Source organism: Gymnodinialimonas sp. JB5-7 (genome assembly GCF_055693405.1).
This window is the reverse complement of sequence record NZ_JBVFUX010000012.1, coordinates 507501-532811: the sequence shown is the minus strand read 5'-3', so window position 1 is coordinate 532811 and position 25311 is coordinate 507501. Positions and strand designations below refer to the sequence as shown.

The following is a 25311-nucleotide window of genomic DNA, read 5'->3' as shown; positions in this document are numbered from 1 at the left end:
ATGGAAAACCAGATCCTGTTTGACCCCTTGCTGCAATGGACCGTGATCTACGGGCTGGGGATCGCATTGGTGCTGATGACAGCGCTTGGCATCTGGCGTGGATTGTCCGGTTGGCCCTATCGCCTGCTGGCGGGCGCCGCCCTTTTGGCGGCTTTGATCAACCCGTCGCTGCAAAACGAAGAGCGAGAGCCGCTGACGGATATCGTTCTGGTCGTTGTTGATGAAAGCGCGTCGCAGCGTATCAGTGACAGACCGGAGCAGACCGCCGAGGCGCTGGAGGCGCTGGAGGCGGAGATTGAAGACCTTGGCATGGAGGCGCGGATTGCCCGCGTGCGCGATGCCGAAGAAAACTCCGGCACGCTACTAATGGCGGAGCTTCAGCGGATGATGGCGGAGGAGCCGCGTGCCCGTGTGGCTGGCGCCTTGCTGATCACGGATGGCCGGTTGCATGATGCGGAGCTTGTTCCAGACATGCCTGCCCCGATCCATGCCTTGATCACCGGCCGTGAGACGGATTGGGATCGGCGCTTGGTGATCGAGACGGCACCAGCCTTTGGGATCATCGGGGAAGAATTGACGCTTACCTTGCGGATTGAGGACCAGGGTGCGCTGCCACCGGCAGTGATTGGCGGTCGGTCAGATATCGTGATTTCGGTCGATGGCGGCGCGCCGCAAACCTATACGGTTCCTGTTGGCGAAAGCCTTGAATTGCCGCTGACACTTGAACATGCAGGTCAGAACGTCATCCAGTTCACGGTCCCTGAAGCGGCGGATGAACTGACGACACGTAACAATGCCGCTGTCGTGCAGATCAACGGAATCCGGGACCGCCTGCGCGTCTTGTTGGTGAGTGGTGAGCCGCACCCGGGCCAGCGCACGTGGCGGAACCTTTTGAAGTCCGACCCGTCCGTCGATCTTGTGCACTTCACGATCCTTCGCCCGCCGGATCGGCAGGACGGGGTGCCGGTCTCCGAACTCTCACTGATCGCGTTTCCGACGCGTGAGTTATTCATGGAAGCGGTGGACGAATTCGACCTGATCATTTTTGACCGCTATCAGCGTCGCGGCATTCTGCCGATGCTCTACCTCGACAATATCCGGCGGTATGTTGAGGACGGCGGGGCGCTTTTGCTGGCGGCGGGGCCTGACTTTGCCGGTGCCTCGTCGCTGTTTCGCACGCCCTTGGCCGATATTCTGCCCGGGCGGCCCACGGCACGTGTTCTGGAAGAACCTTATTTGCCGACCATCAGTGAGTTGGGCGCGCGCCACCCCGTGACCACCGGCCTTGAGATGGAACATACGCCGTTGCCCACAAGTGATGACCCTTGGGGGCGCTGGTTCCGCCAGATCGAGTTGACCGAACAGGGCGGGCAAACGGTGATGGAAGGCGTAAATGGCGCCCCGCTTTTGATGCTTGATCGTGTGGGTGAGGGGCGTGTCGCGCTTCTGGCGTCGGATCACGCCTGGCTCTGGGATCGCGGGTATGAGGGCGGCGGGCCGCAACTGGAACTCCTGCGCCGCCTTGCCCATTGGATGATGGGCGAGCCCGACCTTGAGGAGGAAGCCCTGATTGCCGAGGTTGAAGGGCAAACGATCCTGATCACGCGCCGTACCCTGGCCGATAGCGCCGGTGCCGTTTCCGTGACGACGCCCGATGGCGAAGAGATTGAGGTTTTGCTGGAAGAGACCGCGCCCGGCGCATTTACCGCTGAGATCGAGGGGGCCGAGCAAGGGCTGTACCGGTTGGTCGAAGGGGATCTGGAACGTGTCATCGCACTGGGGCCCGCAGCTCCCCGCGAATTTGAGGTGACGATTGCCGGTGCTGATCAAATCGACCCGTTGGCGGAGGCCACGGGCGGGCGGACGTTCCGTTTGGAGGATGGCCTGCCAGATATTCGCCGTGTTGGAGAGGGCCGGGTGGCCCATGGGCGCGGTTGGTTGGGGCTGACGACCCGCGAAGCCTATGTCACGACAGATGTGGCGGTCACGCCCTTGGTGTCAGCGTGGCTGTTCCTGGTCATCGCGGCGGGCTTGATGTTGGCGGGATGGTTGCGCGAAGGACGGGCGTAGTGCGGCCATGATCATCGAGCTACCTGCTGCGACTGTCGAGGATCTGGAAAACCTCAAACATGATCTGCAGCGAGACGATGCGCTGGTCGTCACGTTGCAGTGCCTGTCGGACCAATTCGCAACGGTGCCCGGCGCCGTACTTGAGGCGTTGAACGCGATTTTTCTCGCATCTCCGAATATGCGCCTAAGGCTTTATGCGTCGCTGGACCGTTTCGCGACGGTTGATCTGGATGGGTTGAACGCACTGCCAGACGTGCAACACCTGCAGCTTCACTACGGGGTTCCGGCTATTGCCGACGCGCCGCCGCTTGCCTCGCTGCGCAAACTAAAGACCGCAGAATTGGAGATCCGCGCCGCATACCCTTTGCGCGAAATCCTGGGCGGATGGTCAGAACTGGAAGGCCTGTCTCTCATTCGGGAAGGAAAGGCCTCCAAGGCGGTCGATTTATCGGGTCTGGCGGGGCTGGATCGGCTCAAGACGCTCTATGTCATGGGCTATTCGAAAGGGATTTCCGCTCTGAGGGACTGCAATGCACTGGCCGAGTTGCGCCTGCAAAGCCTGACATTACCCGATTGGGATTGCTTGCCAAGCCACAGACTGGAGCGTCTTTGGTTGAACGCGGTGAAAGGCCCTGACCCCACACCATTTGCAGCACTTGCTGCACGTGCAGAACGGCTCGAACTGATCCGGATGGACAAGCACTTGCCGTTTGACCGAAAGCGCGCGGTTTCCAACGTCGCACGCTCTGGCAGTTTCACTGTCGACATCGACTATCTGAACGGTTTCCACGATCTCGAATGGTCGGGCCATGATTGGGCGGAAAAGCTATATACGGTTTGCGCTTTACCCGATGGCGTGCAGTTTGATCCGGAGGCGGGCTCGCTTTCCGTGTACGGCGGCAGGAACGCCTTGGCGCTGTTCCAGTCGAGCCTGATCCCGGCAATTGCTGCATTGCTTGGTGCGCAGGGCGCCTAACCGCCCGCGCCTGCCGCCTCAGATGAACAGAGCACCGTTGCACGTGGTGCAGCGCATCTGTCTGCGGCCTGAGCAGCCCTGGCACGTCCGGAATGATGGGCGCCCGGCCCGGTCTGCACCAGCGAAAATCTTGCCCGAGCCACCGCAGGTCCGGCACGGACACATCCCGCTCGACCGGCAACGGTGACAACGGCGCGTCGCGACCGCGGCCTTGGGTTTGCGAGATGCATGGTGCGGTTTGTAGGTGTCGAGCATAGGACTGCCTCCGTTTCTTGTGGACTATGGATGCAGGCATATCGCGGCGATTTCGGGAACGAGTTGCGGCGCAGTTAAGGCGATTTTCAGCGTGGAAGCGCGAACGGGGTCGTATCGTCAGCCCATCCATCCACGTTCGTGCGCGCCCGAATGTACACTTGTGTGACGTCCTCTGGGATCACGACGCCAGAGGTTGACCGTGTGAAGGGTTGTTCGTTCACATGCGGATGCGCGAGCGGGCGTTCGCCAATTACAGTCCCATCTTCGAGTTCAACCCGCCATCCATCGGCGTAATCGTCCCAGCCAGTATCGCCATGGGCAAGTGTCACGGAAAAGCGCCATCCCTCCGCTGCAGGCTGCGCTTCGATGCCCACGACTTCAGCCGGGTCGGCCTGGGCTGGCAAGGCGAGCAGAAGGAGGGGAATGATGTACTTCATCCCCTCACGATACACGGCAGCGTTCAGGTTCAAAGCAACAAAGGTGTGAAGAGCGATTGGCCGCCTAGCCCCAAGGTTTGTAGACGACGAGGATCAGAACACCGATTGCCCCCAGAACGCTGATTTCATTGTAGACGCGTAGCCAGCGATCACTCTCGGTGAAGATGCCGTTCTTCGCGCGCAGAACGAGCCGACCGGTCCAGCCGTAATGGGCGGCCAGGGCGGCGACCACAGCGATCTTGGCATGGCTCCAGGTCGGCCAGCCCCAAAGGTGGGCAAGGTAAAGGCCAGAGAGAATCGCAATGAACCCAAGGCCCAGGGAAAAGCGGTAAATGCGGATCGTCAGGTCGCCCGTAGGGCCGAAAGAACCGGTCGCTGCATATTCGCGCTTCCAGAAAATGATGGCGCGGGGCGCGGCAAAGATGCCGGTCATCCACCCCAGAACGCACAACAGATGCAAGACCTTGACCCATTCCATGGCTCTGGGTTCTGAGGTCAATTCCATGCGCCTGCAAGGTGAGACGCGATCGATAGATGAAATCCTTTGCCAAATCTCCGGATTGGTTATATATTTTTACCAATTCGATTGCCTGAGGAGAAACGCCGATGGAAATGCCCAAGCCCGATGCCAGTGTTCTGGCGCGTAAATCTCGCATTGTTGAGCGGCTCCAGAAGGTGCTTCCGAAATCGGCTGTGATCCATGATGAGGCTGAGACGCTCGCCTATGAATGCGACGCGCTGACAGCGTACAAATGCCCGCCGCTAGCGGCGATCCTGCCAAGCAGCACTGAAGAGGTCGCCGCAGCGCTGAAGATTTGCCACGAGGAAGGGGTGCCCGTCGTGCCGCGCGGGTCTGGCACGTCACTTGCTGGTGGGGCCCTCCCGACTGCGGATTCGGTTATTCTGGGCGTGGCCCGCATGAACCGGGTGTTGGAAACGGACTACGACAACCGCATTATTCGCGTGCAGACGGGGCGGACAAACCTGTCGGTCACCGGCGCGGTGGAGGCCGAAGACTTCTTCTATGCGCCGGATCCGTCTTCGCAGCTTGCCTGCGCGATTGCCGGCAATATCGCGATGAATTCCGGCGGCGCTCACTGCCTGAAATATGGTGTGACCACGAACAACCTTCTGGGCGTGACGATGGTCACGATGGAAGGTGAGGTGATCGAGATCGGTGGCGCGCATCTGGATTCTGGCGGGTACGATTTGCTTGGTCTGATTTGCGGCAGCGAGGGGCAGTTGGGTGTAGTGACCGAAGCCACCCTACGCATCTTGCGCAAGCCGGAAGGGGCGCGGCCCGTGCTGATCGCGTTCGACTCCAATGAAGTGGCTGGGGCTTGTGTCAGTGACATCATCAAGGCGGGGGTTCTGCCCGTCGCGATTGAGTTCATGGACCGCCCCATCCTTGAAATCACCGAACGGCACGCGAAAGCGGGCTACCCGGACTGCGAAGCGCTGTTGATCGTCGAGGTCGAGGGCAGCGAGGCCGAAATTGACACGCAGCTTGGTCTGATCAAGCAGATTGCGCGGTCCCATAACCCGGTAGAATTGCGCGAAGCAGAAACGGCAGAGGAGGCTGGTCGCATCTGGCTTGGCCGCAAAAGCGCGTTTGGCGCCGTCGGGCAGGTCGCGGACTATATGTGCCTGGACGGGACCATCCCGGTCAGCGAACTGCCGCGTGTGTTGAAGGGGATCGAGGAGATTTCCGCGAAATATGGGCTGAATGTGGGCAACGTGTTCCATGCTGGCGACGGGAATATGCACCCCCTGATCATGTTTGATGCCAACAAGCCCGGAGACCTTGAGCTTTGCGAGCAGTGTGGAGCGGATATCCTGCGGCTTTGCGTTGAGGTGGGCGGTTGCTTGACGGGTGAGCATGGTGTCGGGATCGAAAAGCGCGATCTGATGGGCGCGCAATTCACAGACGCGGATATGGAGGCGCAGATGCGGGTGAAGGATGTCTTTGACCCGGCTTGGTTGCTGAACCCCGCCAAGGTCTTCCCGCTGGATGTGTCGCAAGAGCGCCGAGAGAAGGATTTCGCCGCCTGACGGCGTCGACCAATGCGAGGGGGTTTCACCCCCTCGCGCTCCCCCAGCATATTTCTGGAACAAAGAGGGACGGGCATGATGTTGAGCCCCGCGAATGAGGCCGAACTGGCCAACATGGTGGCGGATGCCAAAGGCCCGCTTCGCGTGGTGGGCGGTGGGACGCGATCCATCGGAACTGCCGCTCCGGGAGAAGTCTTGACTATGGCTGGTATGGCCGGCGTTGAACTGTACGAGCCTGGTGCGTTGACCTTGGTTGCGCGCGCCGGGACGCCGTTGGCTGAGATTGAGGCGCTGCTGGCGGGTGAAGGACAGATGCTGCCGTTTGAGCCGCCGCAGATGGGCGGCCTTTTGGGGCGCGATGGGACTTCGACGATTGGCGGCGTTGTGGCGGCCAATGCATCCGGCCCTCGGCGGCTACAGGCGGGGGCGTGCCGCGACTCTCTCATTGGGGTGCGGTTCGTGGATGGCGCAGGCGCCGTGATCAAGAACGGTGGGCGCGTGATGAAGAACGTCACAGGCTACGATCTGGTAAAGCTGATGGCAGGCTCCTGGGGCACCTTGGGTGTGATGAGCGAGGTTGCCTTCAAGGTGTTGCCGAAGCTGAACGGGGCGACGATTGCGGTTGAGGTGAATTCCGCCTCTGCCGCGCTTGATGTGATGACGAAGGCCATGACCTCTCCGTTCGATGTGAACGGGGCGGCCTATGTGCCGGGCGAAGCTGCGTACATCCGGGTTGAGGGGCTGGAAGGCTCAGTCGACTACCGCGTGAAGCAACTCACAGCTCTGATCGGCAGTGATATCACAGTGATTGATAGCCCCGAAGCCTCCGCTGCGCTGTGGGCGCGCCTGCGCGATGTGACGGACTTTGCCGAGGGGTCTGCCGCGGTTTGGCGCATTTCGATGAAGGCGTCGGACATGGTTGAGACATTTCTGGCGGGTGCCAGCCAGTCAGTTCACTTCGACTATCGGTTGGACTGGGCCGGGGGCTGGCCTGGGTGCGCCTGAGCCACGACGGAGCCGTTGAAGCCGCGCAGGCGTTGGCGACAGGTGAGATGAGCGCAGAGGCTGGCATCATCGCGTTCCACAATTCGCTTCAGCAAATGTGCGGCACGAAGACCGGCGGCCACGCAAGCTTGTTCAAGGCGCCCGATGCCGTTCTAAGCCAGGTCAACGCGTTCCAACCGGAGGCCCCAGGTGTCGCCCGATTGTCGGCGGGGCTGCGGGCGAAGTTCGATCCACGCGGCATACTGAATGCCGGATTGATGGGGGTTGAAACGATGCAGACGACGTTCACACCGGAGCAGCTGAAAAATGCCGCCACGGCGCGGTCCAATGAGATCCTCCGGACCTGCGTGCATTGCGGGTTCTGCACAGCCACTTGCCCAACCTATCAGGTTCTGGGCGATGAGTTGGACAGTCCGCGCGGACGCATCTACCTGATCAAGGACATGCTGGAGAATGGGCGTCCGGCGGATGAGAAGACCGTCAAGCATATCGACCGATGCTTGTCATGCCTCGCCTGCATGACAACCTGCCCGTCCGGCGTGCATTACATGCACCTCGTGGATCACGCGCGGGAGTATATCGAGCAGACCTACAAGCGGCCCTTCTTTGAGCGGGTCCTGCGCTGGACCCTGGCACAAATCCTGCCTTACCCGACGCGGTTTCGTCTGGCGCTTCTGGGGGCGAAGATTGGCAAGCCGTTCGCCTGGATGATGCCGGACGCGCGGCTGCGCGCGATGCTTGAGATGGCGCCAAAATACATCCCGCCCGTCAGCCGGAACGACGACCCGCAGGTCTTTCCCGTGGCCGAGCGGAAAATGCGCGTCGCCTTGATGACAGGGTGCGCTCAGAAAGCCCTGAATACCGACATCAATGATGCCACGATCCGCCTGTTGACCCGATTGGGCGCCGAGGTCGTTGTGGCCGAGGGTGCGGGGTGCTGTGGGGCGCTGACCCATCACATGGGAAAAACGCAGGAAAGCCACGCGACAGCTGCCAAGAACATCCGCGCCTGGGCGGATGAAATGAAAGGGCAGGGACTGGATGCAATTGTGATCAATACCTCCGGATGCGGCACGACCGTGAAGGACTACGGGCATATGTTCCGCGAGGATGCGGACCTGGCGGAAGACGCGGCAGCGGTTGCGTCCATTGCGAAGGATGTCAGTGAAGTCTTGATGGAGTTGCTGCCCGAAAGCGCCGTTATGCAAAGCGGGGAGGGGTTCGCGTCGCGTACCATGCGGCCTGTTCGCTGCAGCATGGCCAGCAGATCAAAACGTTTCCGAAGGATCTGCTGAAGCGCGCCGGCTTCAAGGTTATGGAGCCTGTTGACAGCCACCTGTGTTGTGGAAGTGCCGGCACTTACAATCTGATGCAGCCAGAAATCTCGAAACAGCTTCAGGCCCGCAAAGTTGAGACGTTGGAGGCTACGAGACCCGATATCATCGCTGCAGGGAATATCGGATGCATGATGCAGATTGGGTCTGCATCGGAGATCCCCATCGTCCATACGGTCGAACTTTTGGATTGGGCCACCGGCGGTCCGCGGCCCGCAGCACTCGATCGTGGCCGGGAAGACCCTGCGGTTCCGATGTTGCGTTAGCGCCTGGCGGCAGTCATATTTTCGCCCCGGTTAACGGTTAGCTCCGGCCGAAGTGTTATTTCGGAGTTTGCCAATGCACCGCGTGTACTTTGCCCTTGTCGCGTGTCTTCTAGCTATCCCGCTTTCGGCGCAGGTTCTGCCGCAAGTGCGGCCAGGCGACGGGGAAAGTGGGCTGCGTGACATGGCAAGTGCGACAGAGGCACGCCAATGGCGAGCCGTTGGACGGCTCGATACCGGTGTCTCTTTCTGCTCGGCCACTCTGATCGCGCCGGACCTTGTTCTGACGGCGGCGCATTGCGTGTATCATCCCGAAACGCACGCGCCGATTGATGCCGAAAATCTCACCTTCCTTGCCGGATTGAGGAATGGGCGCGCGGAATCCATCCGCCAGGTGCGCCGCACCGTTGTCATGCCCGGCTACCGCCATGAGCGTGGACCAGAGATTGAGATGATTGGGCGCGATCTGGCCCTGCTGGAATTGCGCCAGCCCATCTCACCGGCGACGATTCCACATATCGGTGCCGCTGAAACGCGTGTCCCCGACGGAGCCGTGACCGTAGTGTCGTATGGCGAGGATCGCGCGGCTTACGCATCCATCGAGGAAGGGTGCGAGGTTTTGGCCCGGCAAGGTTCGGTGAGGTCGCTTAGTTGCGAGGTTGCGCAAGGAACGTCGGGTGCGCCCGTCCTTTACGTTAACCAAGGACGCGCACAAGTCATTGCCGTCATGTCAGCCAGCGGACAGGCGGATGGGGAAGACATCTCCCTCGCCGTGATGCTGGACGGCCAGCTTGAAACTCTCATGGATCAGATGAACGCCGCCGGACCGACGGCAACCTTCACAACATTTGGCGGATCGACCAGCTTTGTCTCACCCTCAAACGACACCCGCGACGGGATTGGCGCTCGTTTTGTGAGACCGTAATTCGGGGGCTTGAAAGCCCCAAAATCGCTTCCCACATCTACGTAGTCGGCGCCGCTGAGCGGGCCGGCATTCATCGCAAACGGGCCTGCGCCTTAGAACAGGGCAGCCCATCCATATCGTTGTCGCTCAATGGAGGATAACCCATGCGCACTTATGATTTTTCACCGCTTTACCGTGCAACCGTTGGCTTTGATCGTGTCGCAGACATGCTCGACCGTGTGCTGACGCAGGATGCCGGAGGCAATTCCTACCCGCCGTACAACATCGAAAAGACCGATGAGAATGCGTATCGCATCTCGGTTGCCGTTGCGGGGTTTTCCGAGGCTGATCTGAGCGTCGAGCAGCGCGAGCATCAGCTGGTGATCGCTGCGAAAAAAGACAAAGACGAGGCCGAGCAGCGCACCTACTTGCACCGTGGCATCGCGACCCGTGCGTTTGAAAAGCGCTTCCAGCTTGCTGATCATGTCCGTGTGACGGGCGCTGTTGCGGAGAACGGAATGCTCCATATCGATCTGGTGCGCGAGGTGCCTGAGGCGCTCAAGCCACGCCGTATCGAGATTGGAACCAGCGGTGCCAAGGCAATCGAGGCGGACACCGTCGAAGCCTAATCGCTCCTGACATCGCTTTGCTTTGGGCGGCCCACTTTGGGCCGCCCATTTTGTATCATGCCCTGCGCAACCGTCTTGGCCGCACCCCATTGTCTTCAATGCGTCGTGCGGGCTTCATGTTGCGACAGTGATCCATCAACCTGCGCGCAGCCGCCCCTTGCCGCTCGAGGCTGCGAGAGGTCACCAGTAGGGATTCGACCCAACATCCCGCAGCCTGAATGATCGAGTGGCGTTCCATCACAATATTCAAGTAATGCGCCGACTTCTTGCCCCGCATCCGTCGAATACCGTTGCGCCCAATGAGCTTTACGGCAGGGACGAGAACTTCGCGGCCAGTCTTTGGATAGACCTGCAGAATCCTGTGCTGCGGAGAGGTGATGAGATCGGTCTTTGGCGCATCCTGGCCCAAGGCGCCTTTCGGGATCAGGATCGGTTTTGCTGGGTCATCGCGATGTTTGAATTTCATCCGCTCGAACGTCACCATCCGGATGGCCTGCCACCCGTGATCTTTGGTCCAGATAATGTCATCGGGCCGCAATGCCTCGATAGCAATTTCCCCGCGTTCCGTCTGGATCAGCGTGCCTTCCATCAGGCAGACAGGGCCAGCTGAATACGCGAAATCCGAACTCGATAGCGACGCATTGGAAACGCCCTGCAAAGTGACGCTATCGCCGTCGTCAAACGTGATGACCGTGTTTCCACCATCTTCCGTCATGCGCGCAAGCACGTCAGAGTAGGAATTCATCTCAGACATATCAAAGGCGATTTTGTCTTTGCCGGGTGCGAAGTCGGTGATGACATCTGTGCCATGGCCGTCGCGAATTACGAAGGTGTCGTCCCCGTCGCCGCCTGTGAGGGTGTCATTGCCCTGACCACCTTCGATGGTGTCGACATCCGCACCGCCATCAATGACGTCGTCGCCTGTACCACCATAAAGCTTGTCTTGGCCCGCATCGCCGCGAATGGTGTCGTCGTCGTTGTAGCCGTGGATGGTATCGCTGTCGTTTCCACCGCTTATGGAATCCTGCCCACGGTTCCCCTCGATGGAATCGGTGCCACTTCCGCCGTCGATGGTGTCGTCGCCGGCATTGCCTTGAATTGAGTCTGCATCGTCGTTGCCGGTAATCGAGTCGTTTCCCGCACCGCCTGATATTGTGTCTTGACCAGAACCGCCCTCGATCGAGATCCTGACCTTCGCCACCTTGGATCGAGTCATTCTCGCTTCCGCCACGCAGCGTGTCGTCACCTGTGCCCCCGTCAATCGTGTCGGCTCCACCACTTCCGAAAACGCTGTCATTGCCTTCACCCGCGTCCACGGAGTCGTTTTCTGCTCCGGAGTCGATGGAATCGTCGCCTTCGCCACTCTGGATCGTGTCGTTGCCGCCGTCCCCACGGATGGTGTCGTTGCCCGAGCCACCGTCAACGGAATCTCCGTCGCCGCCAGCGGTTATGCTGTCGTTCCCACCGTCGCCCGTGATCGTGTCGTTGCTTGACGTGCCGTTTAGGGTGTCGTCGCCACCTGTGCCATTGATCGTGGCCATGACCCAGCCTCTTCTCGCATTGGAAATACGAGCGGAAGCTCCCGCAATCCGAATAAATTGCGGTAAAGGATGAAATCCAAAGTGCCCTTAATTTTAGTCTAAAACCACTGACCTGGTTCCATGAGGCCCAACTCCATCAACTGCATCGACGACCAGTGGAATTGGGTCGATTTATGCCAGCGGAAATCACTGATGTCGTGGCGCGATCCGGGGTTGGTCCGCAATGCCTTGGCGACCCGAAACGAACAGATCGACGCCGTAAGCGAATGGTGCCAGGGGCAGGCATAGGTGTTCATTTCTTCGTCGGACAGCGTGTGATTTTCGCGCAGCTTCAGGCCCGGTTTGGCCTGAAACAGGCCGGTCCGATCAATCTTGCGCTTTGGCTTTGCGACATGCTCTTCGAACCGCCAGCGCAGGCCGCCGTAAAAGTTGAGCTGCCGTTCCATGACATCGTCGCCATCCACACCACCCTTGCGCGTGTCTGCGTAGTAGCCCGAGCTGTCAAGAAGTGCGCCATCGAGGTCGACGGCGTTTGGATGGGCCGTCAGATCGCCTGCGTAAAGATCAATGACGTAGGTCAGGACAGCTTCGCGACGTTCCTCCATTACCCATGTCACCAACTCGCCCACCGTCCGGTCTTCGCAGAAGGGGAAGAAAAGGTATTCGCCGTTGTAGCAATAATGGATCCACTGACCGGGCACCTTTTCGATGAGGGCGTTTACCACGTCTTCCGTTGCCCCAGGCTTGCGCGACGGATGCCGGATCACATGTTGCTTGCTCTTTGAGTCTGACGGGGCGCCGGGCACGGTAAGTTCTTCGGGCGCAACGATCAGGATTGCGCCAAAGCCGAGCGATTGCAGATGATCGAGTGAGCTCTGAAACTCCACCCGGTCTTCAACGATCAACACGGCATACGGACCCTTCCCCAGGGAAGAGGCCGCAGCACCCTTGAAGTCGCTCAGGCTCGAAAATTCCATTTGGTGTCTGCTCGCACTGTCTTTTCCTCAAAATGCCTGCCTCGTGCATCATTTGCAATTGAAGCGTTGGTTGATGCGGGGGCAGGCTCACGATACATGGGCGCGATTGAGTTTTTCTTACACCTCGGGGTGGCGCACTGCTTATGAAAAAGAAACTTTTCGTAAAGACCTATGGCTGCCAGATGAACATCTACGACAGCGAGCGTATGGCCGAAGCGTTGGGCGGCGAAGGATATGAGCAGGTCGATAGCCCCGATGGGGCGGACATGATCCTGCTTAACACCTGTCACATCCGCGAAAAGGCAGCGGAAAAGGTGTATTCCGAACTCGGGCGGTTCCGTCCCCTGCGTGAGGCTAACCCGGATCTGAAGATCGGGGTCGCGGGCTGCGTTGCGCAGGCAGAAGGCGAAGAGATTATGCGGCGTCAGCCCATGGTCGATTTGGTGGTTGGCCCGCAAACCTACCATCGCCTGCCCAAGATGATGGAAGCGCTCGACAAGGGCGAAAAAGCTTTGGACACCGATTTTCCGGAAGAAGACAAGTTTGCCCATCTTCCCAAGTTGCGCACAACGCGCGGGCCCACGGCCTTCCTGACAGTGCAGGAGGGGTGCGACAAGTTCTGTTCATTCTGCGTCGTTCCGTACACGCGCGGAGCTGAAGTTAGCCGCCCCGCTGCGCGCCTGATGGGTGAGGCGCAGGCGCTGGTTGAGCTTGGCGTGCGCGAGATCACATTGCTTGGGCAGAACGTGAATGCATACCACGGCGAAGGGGCGGATGGTGCCGAATGGGGCCTTGCGCGGCTGATCCGTGAAATGGCTAAGATTGATGGGCTTGACCGCATCCGGTTCACCACCAGCCATCCCAACGACATGGACGATGACCTGATTGCTGCCCACGCCGATTGCGACAAGCTGATGCCATACCTGCATTTGCCGGTGCAGGCGGGTAGCGACAAAATCCTGAAGGCGATGAACCGCAAGCACACACGCGATGACTATATGCGTTTGATCGAACGTATTCGCGCCGTGCGCCCCGATTTGCACCTGTCTGGCGATTTCATCGTGGGCTTCCCGGGTGAGACGGACGCGGATTTCGAAGATACGCTCGATCTGGTGCGGCAGGTGGGCTATGGCACGGCCTATTCCTTCAAGTATTCGGCACGTCCTGGCACGCCTGCAATGGAGCGTGACGGCCAAGTGCCGGAGCTCGAGGCCAGCGCGCGATTGCAACGGCTGCAAGAGCTGTTGGGTGAGCAGCAAAAGGCCACTCAGGATGCCATGGTCGGGCGCGAGGTAAAGGTCTTGTTCGAGAAGTCAGGACGCGAGCCCGGGCAGATGGTTGGGAAATCTGAATACCTGCATGCGGTCCACGTTGATGGACCGTCAGACCTGCGTGGCAAGATCGCCCCTGTCGAGATTGTCGAGAGCCGCTCAAACTCCCTCCGTGGCCGCCTGGTGTAGACCAGGCGGGTGTTCAAAGATCTGGGCCTGGGGCGGTGTATTACCGACCCGGCGGGTTTTCAGCGATGATCTGGTACATGACCTGAACGGCCGCATCAGGCCGATCCACGGTTGACGGATCACGGCACACCCGCTCACCAATGGCGTGGGCTTCCGGGAAGGTGTAGCCAGCGCTGACAAGACTGTCGATGAACACCGGGTTTGGCCGATCCCAAATGACCTCGGAGAATGGGCCACGGAAGCAACTGACCGTGACGTGGACGGTGTTGACCACCATCCGATATTCATAGGTGGTGGCAGCGGCCGGCATGGATGCGCCAACCAGAAGTGCGCCGCAGATTGCGGCGGGTGCAAAGTTTTTGAACATACCTGTTCCCCCAATCATACGGGCCGCGATGCTCAGGGCTAATTCCCCGAAGGCAGACGAAACATCACGGCCAGAACGCGATCACGGTAGCATGGCAGCGAAGGAAACGCGCATCACATCTTACCAAAAGGTTAAGATTCGGCTGGTTGGTCTACAGTTCGTCTCGATTCGGTGGATTGTTTCCGAGTCCAATACTGAAGGCGTGGCTCCAGACCTTGGTGTAACGCAAAAATCGGAACGTGCGTCGCTTGGCGCGAAAAAATGGCCGAATCGGCCCGTTGCTGTTTCCGATTAGGCAACTCATACGCGATTAAACCCCTTCCCATGTGTGGATAAGGTGCTATCGTGCCGTAATCTAAGGCGTTTTCAGAAATGGTGCTGCCAAGCCGCTCGAAAACTGCCGCGAGGGAAACTTGAACGACCGAAACTTGCGCAGGCAAGGTCGGCAGAATCGGAACAACAGGGGGATGCAGGTGTGATCAACACTCTGACTCGCGCACTCAAAGGTGCGATTGGTGCGACGGCCCTGGTTGCAGGGGCGTTCTTTGCCCTCGCAACCCCGGCAGCTGCACAACAACAGATCATCGTAAGCGGCCAGGTTCAGCCCGGCCTTTGGGTTGATCCCGATGGCTGTCTGCACTGGGTGGCAGACGGTGGTATCGAAGGATATATGGAGGGTCGCGTGAACCCGGAAAACGGCATGCCCGTTTGCCTGGACGTGAACCCGTGCGGCGTGGCGAACACGGATACGATGTTCCACACCGACAGTGCGCGGCTTACCTCGTCCGGTCGTGCGCACCTTCAGCAGTTCTTCCAAGGTGCCGGTGCGTTTGCTTACGCCATCTACGGCCATACCGACAGCCGCGCGTCGGACGAATACAATATCCGCCTGAGTGAGCGTCGCGCTGCAGCCGTGGCAAACGTCGCACGTTCGGTCGGCGCGCGCGTTGCGCGTGAGATCGGCTATGGCGAACGCCGCCCGGTTGCACCGAACGACAGTGCTGCCAACATGGCGCGCAACCGTCGCGTTGAAATCGTGTGCTACCGCTGAACCGGAAAGGGACAAACAGATGAGCTTTTTCAAACTTCCCCTTCTGGCTGTTGCGCCGCTTGCCCTGATGGGCTGCGTCGAAAGCTTCGAAGGCACGACCGCGGCCCGCGTCGGCCCGAACGGTGAGCCGCCCGTCATTGCCATCGGTGAAGACCGGGGCCGCGATGCAGGTTCGCTGTCGCGGCTTGAAGCGGGTATCTTCATTGATCCGGACGGGTGTCACATCTGGATGATCGACGATGGTCTTGAGGGCTACTGGTCGCGCCGCCTTGACCCACGCTCGGGTCTGCCGGTTTGCACCCAGCCCGCACCTCCGGGCTCGATCGTCGGCGATTACAGCTCCGGCAGCCCAGGCATCCCGGATCGCGTGCCACGCATTCGCTAATTTGCCGATTTGGCAATGTTGCAGGCGGCCCCGTTGGGGCCGCCTGTTTTGTTTGCAAATGAGGCAGGTGTGGCGGGTCACACCCGCGCGCATACGAAATATTGGTGACAATCGCAGATCGACGGTGGACAAGGTGGGCCTTGCGGGGTCGGACTCAGACTAGCCAGACACTCCGGATGGTCCGGGGTGCGCACGCCTTGACCGGAGTTTTCCTTGGCAATCAATCCGCTGCCTCATCCAGACCCCTCCAGCGAAACCCCAGTTGCCAGCGATTCTTCGGAACGCCTTCTCGAATTCCCCGACAACAGGCTTCTGATCGAGCTTTGTGGAGAGTTTGACCGCAACCTCGCGCAGATCGAGCACCTGCTATCTGTCCATATCCTGCGACGCGGTAATGCGCTGGCCATTCTGGGCGAGGCACGCGACCACGCCGCCGATATCCTTCAGGCTCTCTACGACCGGGTCGAGTCCGGCAAATCCCTCGAACCCGGCGACATAGACGCCGCCGTTCGCCTTGGCGGTTCTGATGAAGGCACCGGCGTGCGCGACGGCGACCAGATCGAGATGTTCAAGGGCGGCGATCTTGAGATCGGGACCCGTAAGAAAACGGTGGAGCCGCGGACCCAGGCACAGCAAGCCTATGTCCGTGCGCTGTTCCAGAACGAACTCGCCTTCGGCATCGGCCCGGCTGGCACCGGCAAGACCTACCTCGCCGTAGCCGTCGCCGTGAACCAGATGATGGGCGGCCATGTCGACAAGATCATTCTTAGCCGTCCGGCGGTTGAGGCCGGCGAACGGCTTGGCTTCCTGCCCGGTGACATGAAGGACAAGGTCGATCCCTACATGCAGCCGCTCTACGACGCGCTGAACGATTTCCTGCCTGGCAAGCAATTGGCGAAGCTGATCGAGGAAAAGACGATCGAAATCGCACCGCTCGCCTTCATGCGCGGTCGGACGCTTTCGAATGCCTATGTCGTGCTGGACGAGGCGCAGAATGCAACCTCGATGCAGATGAAAATGTTCCTGACCCGTTTGGGGCAGGGCAGCCGGATGGTGATCACGGGCGACCGATCTCAGGTCGACCTGCCCCGCGGGGTCACGAGCGGCCTTAGCGAGGCTGAGCGCATCCTCAAGGGGACCTCCGGCATCAGCTTCAACTACTTCACGGCCAAGGACGTCGTGCGCCACCCGATGGTCGCCAAGATCATCGAAGCCTATGATAAGGACGCGCCACAGGGCTGAGCGGGCGGCTCATTCCGGCTGTTTTGGTTTTCCACTGAAACGCCAGATGGCAGTCGCCAATCCGATCCCCAAGACCAGAAGGATCGGGTTGTCAGCGACCGTGACGCCGATGGCGTCGCCCAAGGTCATTAGGGATAGAGGGATGCTATCCATAGGTGCTTTGCCTCATCAATTTTGTGGTTTTGTCCCCAATGCCGAAACAATGGGGCAGAAGTTTGGCGTCTTGTTTCGAGTTCCCATGTTTGCTGTCGCCGCATGAGGACAATTGCCCATTGAAAGGGCTTGGCCTATGCGAAGCCCATGGAATTGGACATTCTCATTGAAGACCCAGCTTGGGAGGCGCTCGATCTGGAAGCACTCGTTGCGGATGCTGCGACTGCGACCCTTGAGGCGCTTTCGCTGAACCCTGATAATTGCGCTCTGTCGGTGCTGGCCGCGAGTGACGCCAGGATCGCAAAGCTGAATTCAGATTTTCGCGGCAAGCCCACGCCTACAAATGTCCTCTCGTGGCCTGCAGAAGATCGCGCGCCTGCCACATCGGGCGCGATGCCGACCTTCCCGCAAACTGACCCAAGCAGCCCACCTGCGGAGCTTGGCGATATCGCGCTGGCCTTCGAGACCTGCGCGCGTGAGGCCCGTGAAGGCAACAAATCGCTCGTTCACCACACCACCCATCTGATCGTGCATGGGCTTATGCATTGCCTTGGGTTCGACCACGAAACCGACGAAGATGCCGCGCTGATGGAAGGCTTTGAAACACGTATACTTGCCACACTGGGGGTCCCTGACCCATATTAGAGGCACGGGCAATTCTGGCCCGGTTTGTTTCTTGGAAAGGAGCCATGAGCTCAAATCCCGATCCGTCGTCTCCCGCGGCGCGTGGCGCGCCCCGGAGAGTGACGATGCACCGGCCCAGAGGCCGGGCTTTTTCGCCCGATTGTTCGGCACCGCACCTGCGGCCGCTGAACCTGATCACGACCTTCAACAGGATAGTCAGGCCGCGCCCGCGCAACTTGGCCCGCCGCTTCCGTCGATGTCCAACCTCCGCAAGATGCGCGTGGAAGACGTGGCGATCCCGCGTGCCGAGATTGTCTCAGTCTCGATCGACGTTGACCTTCCCGATCTCGTCCAGGTCTTTCGCGACAGCGGTTTGACCCGCCTGCCGGTTTACGATGGCACGTTGGATGAACCGGTCGGGCTTGTGCACCTGAAGGATATCGCCTTGAAGCACGGCTTCAACGGGGAGGAGGAGGCCTTCACACTGTCCGAACGACTTCGGCCAGTCCTGTACGTACCCCCGTCGATGCCCATCGGTGTCTTGCTGACCAAGATGCAGACCGAGCGTACGCATATGGCGTTGGTCATCGATGAATACGGCGGCGTCGACGGCTTGTTGACCATCGAAGATCTGATTGAACAGGTCATCGGTGAAATCGAAGACGAACATGACGTTGAAGAGGCGCAGCCCTGGATGCGGGAAGAGGATGGTGCGTTCCTAGCGTTGGCCCGCGCGCCGCTTGACGAGTTCGAGGGTGAAATCGGCATGGACCTGGTGGACGAGGCCGAAGAGGAAGAGGTCGACACGCTCGGCGGTCTTGTCTTCTTGCTGTCGGGGCGCGTCCCGACGCGTGGTGAAGTTGTTCCCCATCCGTCCGGGGTAGAGTTTGAGGTGATCGACGCTGATCCGCGTCGGATCAAACGTCTTCGTGTCCGAATGCCGAAAGAGGCGGCGGAGTGAGCCACAGCGTTCGCGCGCGCCTTGAGGGATTGGGGCGGTGGCAAGGACGGCTTTCGGCGGCGTTTGGCGGGGCCCTCGCCGCGCTGGCGCTTCCTCCTTTTGATCTTTGGCCGCTGCTGTTTCCAGCGCTAGCCTTGGTGTGCGCGCTGGTGGCGACGGCACCTGATACAAGATCGGCTGCGTGGCGGGCCTGGTTCGCGGGTTTGGGATGGTTCGGCGTGGCCATGCACTGGATCGTCCAACCCTTTTTCGTAGATGCGGCAACCCATGGCTGGATGGCGCCTTTCGCCATCATTTTGATGGCCGGTGGCTTGGCACTCTTTTGGGCAGTGGCTGGCCTAGGTTCGGCGCTGCTTTGCCCGCACAATGGCGCGCGCGCCGTTGTGTTTGCAGGTGCGTTGACGCTTGCCGAAGCCGCACGGGGTCGTGTGTTGAGTGGATTGCCGTGGGCGCAGCCCGGTCATGGCTTGATAAGTACCGAGGTTCTTGTGCTCTCCAGCTTTGGGGGCCGCTGGCGCTGACCTTTTCTGCCGTGTTGATTGCAGCATTTGCCGGCACCTTGTTGCTCTCTCGCTTCCCAATCTTGTTCATCTTTCCGATCGCGGCCGGCATTGCCGCTGCTCTTATCCCATGGACAGGCCCGCTGCCCGCGCCTTTGGCGCCAACGATCCGAGTCGTGCAGATCAACGCGCCGCAGCACCTGAAGTGGGAACCGGACATGATCCCGGTCTTCTTTGATCGCGGCCTGAACCTGACAGCCTCAGAGGGTCAGCCCGATCTTGTGATCTGGCCAGAGACCAGCCTTCCGACAATCCTGCGCAGTTCGGACGACGCGCGGGCGCGGCTTGCACAGGCCGCCGGTGGCGCCGAAGTTCTGATCGGGGGCAGCGATATGCCGGGATTGAGCCGCGCAATATGCTGGCGCATCTCGATGCGGATGGGGCGGTCGTGCAGGTCTACGACAAACACCATCTCGTGCCATTTGGCGAATACATGCCTTTGCGCGAACTTGCCGACGATCTGGGTCTTGCCGGATTGGCACAGCAGCTTTCAGGTGGATACCGTCCGGGTGTGGGGCCGGCCGTGATGGACCTTGGTCCACTAGGTCGAGCCTTTCCCATGATCTGCTACGAGGCGATCTTTCCCCACTACATTGGGCAGGTCGAGCGGCCGGACTGGATGGTGCAGGTCACTAATGACGCCTGGTTCGGTAGCTTCGCCATGCCGTACCAGCACCTCGCCTTGGCGCAATTGCGCGCGGCGGAACAGGGCCTGCCCCTTATCCGAGCGGCCAACACGGGCATCTCAGCTGTGATCGATGCGCATGGTCAGATTGTCGAGGCACTACCCATGGATGTGGCGGGCGTGATTGATGCCCAACTGCCAGCCGCATTGCCGCCGACCCTGTTTTCTCGCGTGGGCCATCTTGCCGGTGATTGTGCTTGCCGTATTTGTCACAGCCGTCGGCATTGCTTGGCCGCGCTTCCGCAAGGGCCATTGAACCCATCCGCAAAGGCGCGTAAGCGCTTCGCAAATCCCACAACGGCTTCCTGACGTGGGACGGAACAGACAATGGAGCACTCCCCATGGCGCGTAACAACTACCTCTTCACTTCGGAATCCGTGTCCGAAGGCCACCCAGACAAGGTCTGCGACCGGATCTCGGATGCCGTTCTGGATGCTTTCCTGGCGGAAGAGCCCGAGGCGCGCGTGGCGGCCGAGACCTTCGCAACAACCAACCGCGTTGTCATCGGTGGTGAAGTTGGTCTGAGTGATCAGGCAAAGCTTAAGGAATATATGGGCCGTATCGATGCCATCGCACGCGATTGCATTCGCGACATCGGGTACGAGCAGGACAAGTTCCACCACGAGACCGTGGAAATCACCAACCTTCTGCACGAGCAATCCGCCCATATCGCGCAAGGCGTCGATGCAGCGGATAACAAGGATGAAGGTGCAGGCGATCAGGGCATCATGTTCGGCTACGCCGTTGATGAAACGCCCGAGCTGATGCCCGCCCCAATTCACTATGCTCATGCCGTGCTCAAGCGTCTTGCGGATGTCCGCAAATCGGGGGCGGAGCCTGCCCTTGGCCCCGACGCGAAGTCTCAGCTTTCAGTGCGCTATGAAGATGGCAAGCCGGTCGGCGTCACGTCCATCGTGCTTTCCACCCAGCACCTTGACGAGAGCCTCAGTCTTCCGACGACGTGCGCGCGATCGTTGAACCCTATATTCGCCAAGAGCTGCCCGATGGATGGATCAGCGCCGAAACCGAATGGCACGTGAACCCCACCGGCAAGTTCGTCATCGGCGGGCCAGACGGCGACGCCGGCCTCACGGGCCGCAAGATCATCGTCGATACCTATGGCGGCGCGGCCCCCCATGGCGGCGGCGCCTTCTCGGGGAAAGACCCGACCAAGGTGGACCGTTCGGCGGCCTACGCCTCGCGCTATCTGGCCAAGAACGTGGTTGCGGCGGGTCTTGCGCATCGCTGCACGATCCAGCTGAGCTATGCGATCGGCGTGGCCAAGCCCCTGTCGATCTATTGCGACACGCATGGCACCGGACAAGTCCATGAGGCCGAGATTGAGACGGCCTTGGGCCAGGTCATGGATCTCACGCCCCGTGGCATCCGCACCCATCTTGGCCTGAACAAGCCAATTTATCAGCGCACGGCGGCATACGGGCATTTCGGCCGCGCGCCTGAGGCGGATGGTGGCTTCTCATGGGAACGCACCGATCTGGTTGATGCGATCAAGGGTGCGCTCTGAGGGGATGCAAAAGTCCTTTGGATACTACGTCATGCGGTTTGCACTGACGGTTGTGGGACTGTTTGCCTTTCTTTGGGCCGCCTCCAACCTGTTGGCACAATTCGCGCCAGACCTTGCGATGACGCTATCCAACGGCCCGTTTGCGATGGGCGTCTTTATCGCGATCATGATCTTTCCACCTCTGCAACTGGCGCAGACTTTCTTTCGCCATGAACAGCGTCACATGTCGGGTGGGGAAGGCTGGGGGTTGGCCGTTATCGGCGCGCTCCTGCTCGTTGTGGTGATGAGCGGTGTGGTCTACCTGCGCCTGTCGCAAAATCCAGCCGCACTTGCTGACTTGCAGCGCGAGATTGGTGGAGATGTTGTGATCGCGATCCTGCCCCTTGCTTTGCTCGCTGTGTTCCTGATGCTGGTCTACCGGCTGTTTTTCTGGGCAGCGATCCGCGGCCAGATCAAACGGGCAGAGCGCAGCGGGGCTTGAGCACCCCGTCGCGGAACGCTAAGCGCCAGCCATGGAACGCCCACACCGCAATTTCTACGGCCGTCGCAAGGGCCAGCACCTGAAAGACAGCCAGGAACGCTATCTGGCCGAGGATCTCGACGCGCTTTCGCCGGGCCCCGTGGATTGGGATGCAAACCCGGACCGCTTGTCGTTGGATCTTGCGACGCTCTTCGACGGCAAGGAGGTCTGGCTTGAGGTCGGGTTCGGCGGTGGGGAGCACCTGGTGCATCAGGCGGCCCAGAACCCTGACGTCGGCATCATCGGATGTGAGCCTTACATCAACGGCGTGGCGATGCTTCTGGGCAAGATCCGGCAGGCGGGCGTGGACAATCTGCGCGTCCATCCCGGCGATGCCCGCGATTTGTTCGATGTGTTGCCCGAAGCAAGCATCGCCAAGGCTTTTCTGCTTTACCCGGATCCATGGCCCAAGAAACGGCACCATCGCCGACGTTTTGTCACGCCCGAGCATCTCGAACCGCTGGTCCGTGCTTTGAAGCCCGGCGCGGAGTTCCGCGTTGCGACCGATATTGCCGATTACGTCCGGCAGACTCTGGAAGAGGTCCCGCGCGCGGGGTTTGAGTGGACGGCGGAGCGTGCCGAAGACTGGCGCGAAGCTTGGCCCGATTGGTATTCCACGCGGTACGAACAAAAGGCACTGCGCGAAGGCCGCACACCGCACTACCTGACCTTTCGAAAGATCTGATAGGCCCGTCGGATTCGCCCACAACGGCAAGGGGTGTGGACGCCCGTCCACGCCCCGTCTATCACCGCCCGGCAATCGCCAGCCAAGAGGCCCCATATGTCAGCACATGGTGAACCCAAGCCCATGATAGCCCGCAAAGGGACGGCCTTGAAAGGCGTGGCGGAGGTGCCCGGCGACAAGTCGATCTCGCACCGGTCCCTGATCCTGGGGGCGATGGCCGTGGGAGAGACCAAGGTGACAGGCCTTCTCGAAGGGCAGGATGTGCTCGACACCGCCGCCGCGATGCGTGCGTTTGGGGCCGATGTCGTCCGCGATGACGACGGCACGTGGCATATCCACGGGGTCGGCGTTGGCGGCTTTGCGAGAACCTGAAGACGTCCTTGATTGCGGCAACTCCGGCACCGGCGTTCGCCTGATCATGGGGGCCATGGCGACCTCACCGATTACAGCGACGTTTACGGGCGATGCCTCCCTCAGATCACGGCCTATGGCGCGAGTGACTGATCCGCTGGCCCTGTTTGGCACGAAATCCTATGGCCGGGCGCAGGGGCGCCTGCCCATGACCCTTGTTGGCGCGGCCGAGCCTTTGCCGGTGCGCTACACGACACCCGTTCCCTCAGCTCAGGTGAAATCCGCCGTCCTGTTGGCCGGACTGAATGCGCCCGGGCAGACAGTTGTGATCGAGGCTGAGGCCACGCGCGATCATTCTGAGCGGATGCTCGCGGGCTTTGGGGCCGAGATCACAACCGAGGTGACGCCTGAGGGTCGCGTCATCACCCTGACAGGCCAACCCGAGCTGAACGCCCAATCCATCGCTGTGCCCCGCGACCCGAGTTCTGCGGCTTTCCCAGTTTGTGCTGCGCTGATCACCGAGGGTTCGGATGTGTTGGTGCCGAATATAGGCCTCAACCCCACCCGCGCGGGCCTGTTCGAGACGCTGCGCGACATGGGCGCGGACCTGACCTACGAGAATATGCGCGACGAAGGGGTGAGCCCGCCGCCGACCTCCGCGCGCGTTTCTCGCCCAACATGAAGGGCATCGAGGTACCACCCGAACGCGCGGCGTCGATGATTGACGAATATCCGATCCTGTCCGTGGTCGCGGCCAACGCCGAGGGCGCCACGGTCATGCGCGGCGTCAAGGAACTGCGTGTGAAGGAAAGTGACCGGATCGCCGCGATGGCTGATGGCCTGCGCGCAGCTGGTGTTGAGGTTGAAGACGGCCCCGATTGGTGGATCGTGCACGGCCGCGGCCCCGGTGGTGTGAAAGGCGGCGTTACCGTCGCCACCCATCTTGATCACCGCATCGCCATGTCCTTCCTCTGCGCGGGATTTGCGAGCCAGCAGGGCATCACAATCGACGATGCAGGGCCAATATCGACCAGCTTCCCAATATTCGAGCCGCTGATGCGCGACCTCGGCGCGCGCCTGGATCTGGCGAATGCCCGCTAGCGCCCAGTAATCGCACGCCCAATCTGTTCATGGGCGTCGCGGACGATCTGCGGGAGGTCACGCGCGCCCAATTCATCCTGCCACTCAATGCCGCTTGGCCAAGCGTAGGCCAACAGCATCGCGACATTCTCGGTCTCGGCGGCAAGCGCGGCATAGTTCCTCGCCACGTCCGCCATGTCTTCGGGGCTGAGCCCGGCCTCGGCGTGCATCGCTGTGTGGGTTGCGTCCATGACCAACACAAGCTCCACCCCAGGTGGGGTCAGGTTTTGAACATCCTGCAGGTAGTCCCTGTACTGCTGCATCCTCCGCGGGATCCCGCAGCAGGTACATGTTGAAGCCCCAGTAATCGAGGCTGGAGGAGATCAAAGGCGGGTGGCGGGGGCCGCGATATCCATCAATGATCATGGTGCGTATGGCGGGAAGATCGGCACGGATCCGGGTCAACACACCGTAGATGTCAGACGGCCGGAACCGCCGAAGCGATAGGCTCGTCAGCGACGTAGAGGATGATCTCCTCCAGTGGCACACCGCTTAGGGCAATAGACCTCTGGCCGGCGGTCCACAGATCGTAGGTTCGCCTGCGTTGATTGCCTGAGAAAAAGAACGGCTCCACGTGGAAAAGCGGGGTCATCCCAAGCTCCCATGCGCGGGACAGGCGCATGGCGTCGGTCTCGATGTCTCCTGTCGGACAGACATGGGCGATGTTGGTGAAGGGCGCGACTTCGGCGGCGAAATCCTCGACCTTCGCTTTCCAGGCCACACAGAACACCCGCATAGCCGAAATGGGTTTGCGCGGCGGAGGGAACCGCCCAAAGCAGAGCTGCCATCAAAACAAGACTACGCACGACCGTTTTTCCTACCCTACCTCTGTGTCAGCAAGCGGAACGGACCATCGCATGCCAGCAGACCCAATCCAGAATGCGCCGCCCAAGCCAACTCCCAGCACACTTGCTGCAAGCAAGGACGCCAGGCTCACCTCAAGCGCCAGCATTAACAGTGAAGCCCAGGCAAACATAACGAGCATAGCTTGCCACCAATACGCCTGTTTCAGGACCAGCCTCAACGCGCCGTAGCTCAAGAAAGCCAGCAGGGTCGCGGGAACCAGGAAGAGCAGGCCATATCCCCCCAAAATCAGCAGGGCGAGGAAAAATCCCCCAACCACCTCTGACGGCGGCGCGGCGCGTGCCGTCGCTATGAA

The 25311-nt window shown here is 60.5% G+C and carries 23 protein-coding genes, 5 pseudogenes and 1 riboswitch; of the genes and pseudogenes, 19 read left to right on the top strand and 9 right to left on the bottom strand.

Annotated features, from left to right (window positions below):
• The gene (locus ACZ1HK_RS10545; protein WP_472628682.1) at positions 1-2070 is read left to right on the top strand and encodes a hypothetical protein; all 2070 of its coding nucleotides are present in this window, start codon (positions 1-3) and stop codon (positions 2068-2070) included.
• Positions 2071-2077: 7 nt separating this feature from the next.
• Positions 2078-3046 (top strand): hypothetical protein, encoded by a 969-nt coding sequence (locus tag ACZ1HK_RS10540; RefSeq protein ID WP_472628681.1) that lies wholly within the window; start codon positions 2078-2080, stop codon positions 3044-3046.
• Positions 3047-3387: 341 nt separating this feature from the next.
• Here ACZ1HK_RS10540 and ACZ1HK_RS10535 read toward each other — a convergent pair whose 3' ends face one another.
• Positions 3388-3738, bottom strand: coding sequence for a hypothetical protein (locus ACZ1HK_RS10535; protein WP_472630819.1), 351 nt, complete (start codon positions 3736-3738; stop codon positions 3388-3390).
• A gap of 64 nt (positions 3739-3802) precedes the next feature.
• Positions 3803-4216: a CopD family protein gene (locus tag ACZ1HK_RS10530; RefSeq protein ID WP_472628680.1), complete on the bottom strand. Its 414-nt coding sequence runs from the start codon at positions 4214-4216 to the stop codon at positions 3803-3805.
• 128 nt (positions 4217-4344) lie between these two features.
• On the opposite strand from ACZ1HK_RS10530, the gene ACZ1HK_RS10525 reads away from it, so the two are divergent.
• The 5 genes and pseudogenes from ACZ1HK_RS10525 (at position 4345) to ACZ1HK_RS10505 (ending at position 9925) form a co-directional block, all read left to right on the top strand.
• On the top strand, positions 4345-5790 hold the full coding sequence (locus tag ACZ1HK_RS10525; protein ID WP_472628679.1) for an FAD-linked oxidase C-terminal domain-containing protein: 1446 nt from the start codon (positions 4345-4347) through the stop codon (positions 5788-5790).
• Positions 5791-5871: 81 nt separating this feature from the next.
• Positions 5872-7055, top strand: a pseudogene (locus tag ACZ1HK_RS10520) (FAD-binding protein); the annotation flags it as partial.
• Positions 7056-7067: 12 nt separating this feature from the next.
• Positions 7068-8395, top strand: a pseudogene (glcF, locus tag ACZ1HK_RS10515) (glycolate oxidase subunit GlcF).
• Between the two features lie 181 nt (positions 8396-8576).
• Positions 8577-9317: a trypsin-like serine peptidase gene (locus tag ACZ1HK_RS10510; RefSeq protein WP_472628678.1), complete on the top strand. Its 741-nt coding sequence runs from the start codon at positions 8577-8579 to the stop codon at positions 9315-9317.
• A 143-nt stretch (positions 9318-9460) separates the two neighbouring features.
• Positions 9461-9925 carry an Hsp20 family protein gene (locus ACZ1HK_RS10505; RefSeq protein ID WP_472628677.1) on the top strand — a complete coding sequence of 155 codons (465 nt, stop codon included), beginning with the start codon at positions 9461-9463 and terminating at the stop codon, positions 9923-9925.
• Between the two features lie 55 nt (positions 9926-9980).
• Here the strand turns inward: ACZ1HK_RS10505 and ACZ1HK_RS10500 are convergent, their stop codons facing one another.
• The 3 genes and pseudogenes from ACZ1HK_RS10500 to ACZ1HK_RS10490 all read right to left on the bottom strand — a co-directional run bounded on the left by ACZ1HK_RS10500 (position 9981) and on the right by ACZ1HK_RS10490 (position 12443).
• Positions 9981-11141, bottom strand: coding sequence for a Hint domain-containing protein (locus ACZ1HK_RS10500; protein WP_472628676.1), 1161 nt, complete (start codon positions 11139-11141; stop codon positions 9981-9983).
• A gap of 1 nt (position 11142) precedes the next feature.
• Positions 11143-11466 (bottom strand): annotated as a pseudogene (locus ACZ1HK_RS10495) (calcium-binding protein); the annotation flags it as partial.
• 98 nt (positions 11467-11564) lie between these two features.
• On the bottom strand, positions 11565-12443 hold the full coding sequence (locus ACZ1HK_RS10490; RefSeq protein WP_472628675.1) for a hypothetical protein: 879 nt from the start codon (positions 12441-12443) through the stop codon (positions 11565-11567).
• A 143-nt stretch (positions 12444-12586) separates the two neighbouring features.
• On the opposite strand from ACZ1HK_RS10490, the gene miaB reads away from it, so the two are divergent.
• Complete coding sequence (gene miaB / locus ACZ1HK_RS10485; RefSeq protein ID WP_472628674.1) at positions 12587-13903, top strand: tRNA (N6-isopentenyl adenosine(37)-C2)-methylthiotransferase MiaB; 1317 nt, start codon at positions 12587-12589, stop codon at positions 13901-13903.
• 40 nt (positions 13904-13943) lie between these two features.
• On the opposite strand, the gene ACZ1HK_RS10480 is transcribed toward miaB, so the two are convergent.
• A complete protein-coding gene (locus tag ACZ1HK_RS10480) occupies positions 13944-14270 on the bottom strand; it encodes a hypothetical protein (RefSeq protein WP_472628673.1) in 327 nt (108 codons plus the stop codon).
• Between the two features lie 475 nt (positions 14271-14745).
• Here ACZ1HK_RS10480 and ACZ1HK_RS10475 point away from each other — a divergent pair, with 475 nt between their 5' ends.
• The 3 genes from ACZ1HK_RS10475 to ACZ1HK_RS10465 all read left to right on the top strand — a co-directional run bounded on the left by ACZ1HK_RS10475 (position 14746) and on the right by ACZ1HK_RS10465 (position 16948).
• The gene (locus ACZ1HK_RS10475) at positions 14746-15321 is read left to right on the top strand and encodes an OmpA family protein (RefSeq protein ID WP_472628672.1); all 576 of its coding nucleotides are present in this window, start codon (positions 14746-14748) and stop codon (positions 15319-15321) included.
• A gap of 19 nt (positions 15322-15340) precedes the next feature.
• The gene (locus ACZ1HK_RS10470) at positions 15341-15706 is read left to right on the top strand and encodes a hypothetical protein (protein WP_472628671.1); all 366 of its coding nucleotides are present in this window, start codon (positions 15341-15343) and stop codon (positions 15704-15706) included.
• A gap of 228 nt (positions 15707-15934) precedes the next feature.
• A complete protein-coding gene (locus ACZ1HK_RS10465; RefSeq protein WP_472630818.1) occupies positions 15935-16948 on the top strand; it encodes a PhoH family protein in 1014 nt (337 codons plus the stop codon).
• Between the two features lie 9 nt (positions 16949-16957).
• On the opposite strand, the gene ACZ1HK_RS10460 is transcribed toward ACZ1HK_RS10465, so the two are convergent.
• Complete coding sequence (locus tag ACZ1HK_RS10460) at positions 16958-17101, bottom strand: hypothetical protein (protein WP_472628670.1); 144 nt, start codon at positions 17099-17101, stop codon at positions 16958-16960.
• A 147-nt stretch (positions 17102-17248) separates the two neighbouring features.
• Between ACZ1HK_RS10460 and ybeY the strand changes: the two genes are divergently transcribed.
• From ybeY to aroA, 8 genes and pseudogenes are all read left to right on the top strand, one after another.
• Positions 17249-17746, top strand: coding sequence for an rRNA maturation RNase YbeY (gene ybeY / locus ACZ1HK_RS10455; protein WP_472628669.1), 498 nt, complete (start codon positions 17249-17251; stop codon positions 17744-17746).
• 31 nt (positions 17747-17777) lie between these two features.
• Positions 17778-18686, top strand: a complete 909-nt coding sequence (locus tag ACZ1HK_RS10450; protein ID WP_472628668.1) for a hemolysin family protein — start codon at positions 17778-17780, stop codon at positions 18684-18686.
• A complete protein-coding gene (locus ACZ1HK_RS10445; protein WP_472628667.1) occupies positions 18683-19207 on the top strand; it encodes a hypothetical protein in 525 nt (174 codons plus the stop codon). Before ACZ1HK_RS10450 ends, ACZ1HK_RS10445 begins: the two co-directional genes overlap by 4 nt.
• Positions 19208-19601: 394 nt before the next feature.
• Entirely contained in the window at positions 19602-20240 is a 639-nt protein-coding gene (gene lnt / locus ACZ1HK_RS10440) for an apolipoprotein N-acyltransferase (RefSeq protein ID WP_472628666.1), read from the top strand.
• Positions 20218-20266, top strand: a riboswitch (SAM-SAH riboswitch). (Overlaps the previous gene by 23 nt.)
• 6 nt (positions 20267-20272) lie before the next feature.
• Positions 20273-21456, top strand: a pseudogene (gene metK / locus ACZ1HK_RS10435) (methionine adenosyltransferase).
• 4 nt (positions 21457-21460) lie between these two features.
• Positions 21461-21937, top strand: a complete 477-nt coding sequence (locus ACZ1HK_RS10430) for an ABZJ_00895 family protein (protein WP_472628665.1) — start codon at positions 21461-21463, stop codon at positions 21935-21937.
• A gap of 31 nt (positions 21938-21968) precedes the next feature.
• Positions 21969-22661: a tRNA (guanosine(46)-N7)-methyltransferase TrmB gene (gene trmB, locus ACZ1HK_RS10425; protein ID WP_472628664.1), complete on the top strand. Its 693-nt coding sequence runs from the start codon at positions 21969-21971 to the stop codon at positions 22659-22661.
• 96 nt (positions 22662-22757) lie between these two features.
• A pseudogene (aroA, locus tag ACZ1HK_RS10420) lies at positions 22758-24113 on the top strand (3-phosphoshikimate 1-carboxyvinyltransferase).
• Here aroA and ACZ1HK_RS10415 read toward each other — a convergent pair.
• Positions 24110-24415 (bottom strand): hypothetical protein, encoded by a 306-nt coding sequence (locus ACZ1HK_RS10415; protein WP_472628663.1) that lies wholly within the window; start codon positions 24413-24415, stop codon positions 24110-24112. The pseudogene aroA and the gene ACZ1HK_RS10415 sit on opposite strands and share 4 nt — an antisense overlap.
• A gap of 155 nt (positions 24416-24570) precedes the next feature.
• Positions 24571-24873 (bottom strand): hypothetical protein, encoded by a 303-nt coding sequence (locus ACZ1HK_RS10410; protein WP_472628662.1) that lies wholly within the window; start codon positions 24871-24873, stop codon positions 24571-24573.
• Positions 24874-25311 lie beyond the last annotated feature (438 nt).

Bases quoted from the DNA above. Each gene is read 5' to 3' on its own strand.
- ACZ1HK_RS10545 (WP_472628682.1), top strand. From the start codon at position 1: ATGGAAAACCAGATCCTGTTTGACCCCTTGCTGCAATGGACCGTGATC.
- ACZ1HK_RS10540 (WP_472628681.1), top strand. From the start codon at position 2,078: ATGATCATCGAGCTACCTGCTGCGACTGTCGAGGATCTGGAAAACCTC.
- ACZ1HK_RS10535 (WP_472630819.1), bottom strand. From the start codon at position 3,738: ATGAAGTACATCATTCCCCTCCTTCTGCTCGCCTTGCCAGCCCAGGCC.
- ACZ1HK_RS10530 (WP_472628680.1), bottom strand. From the start codon at position 4,216: ATGGAATGGGTCAAGGTCTTGCATCTGTTGTGCGTTCTGGGGTGGATG.
- ACZ1HK_RS10525 (WP_472628679.1), top strand. From the start codon at position 4,345: ATGGAAATGCCCAAGCCCGATGCCAGTGTTCTGGCGCGTAAATCTCGC.
- ACZ1HK_RS10510 (WP_472628678.1), top strand. From the start codon at position 8,577: ATGGCAAGTGCGACAGAGGCACGCCAATGGCGAGCCGTTGGACGGCTC.
- ACZ1HK_RS10505 (WP_472628677.1), top strand. From the start codon at position 9,461: ATGCGCACTTATGATTTTTCACCGCTTTACCGTGCAACCGTTGGCTTT.
- ACZ1HK_RS10500 (WP_472628676.1), bottom strand. From the start codon at position 11,141: ATGACTCGATCCAAGGTGGCGAAGGTCAGGATCTCGATCGAGGGCGGT.
- ACZ1HK_RS10490 (WP_472628675.1), bottom strand. From the start codon at position 12,443: ATGGAATTTTCGAGCCTGAGCGACTTCAAGGGTGCTGCGGCCTCTTCC.
- miaB (WP_472628674.1), top strand. From the start codon at position 12,587: ATGAAAAAGAAACTTTTCGTAAAGACCTATGGCTGCCAGATGAACATC.
- ACZ1HK_RS10480 (WP_472628673.1), bottom strand. From the start codon at position 14,270: ATGTTCAAAAACTTTGCACCCGCCGCAATCTGCGGCGCACTTCTGGTT.
- ACZ1HK_RS10470 (WP_472628671.1), top strand. From the start codon at position 15,341: ATGAGCTTTTTCAAACTTCCCCTTCTGGCTGTTGCGCCGCTTGCCCTG.
- ACZ1HK_RS10460 (WP_472628670.1), bottom strand. From the start codon at position 17,101: ATGGATAGCATCCCTCTATCCCTAATGACCTTGGGCGACGCCATCGGC.
- ybeY (WP_472628669.1), top strand. From the start codon at position 17,249: ATGGAATTGGACATTCTCATTGAAGACCCAGCTTGGGAGGCGCTCGAT.
- lnt (WP_472628666.1), top strand. From the start codon at position 19,602: ATGCTGGCGCATCTCGATGCGGATGGGGCGGTCGTGCAGGTCTACGAC.
- ACZ1HK_RS10430 (WP_472628665.1), top strand. From the start codon at position 21,461: ATGCAAAAGTCCTTTGGATACTACGTCATGCGGTTTGCACTGACGGTT.
- trmB (WP_472628664.1), top strand. From the start codon at position 21,969: ATGGAACGCCCACACCGCAATTTCTACGGCCGTCGCAAGGGCCAGCAC.
- ACZ1HK_RS10415 (WP_472628663.1), bottom strand. From the start codon at position 24,415: ATGCAGCAGTACAGGGACTACCTGCAGGATGTTCAAAACCTGACCCCA.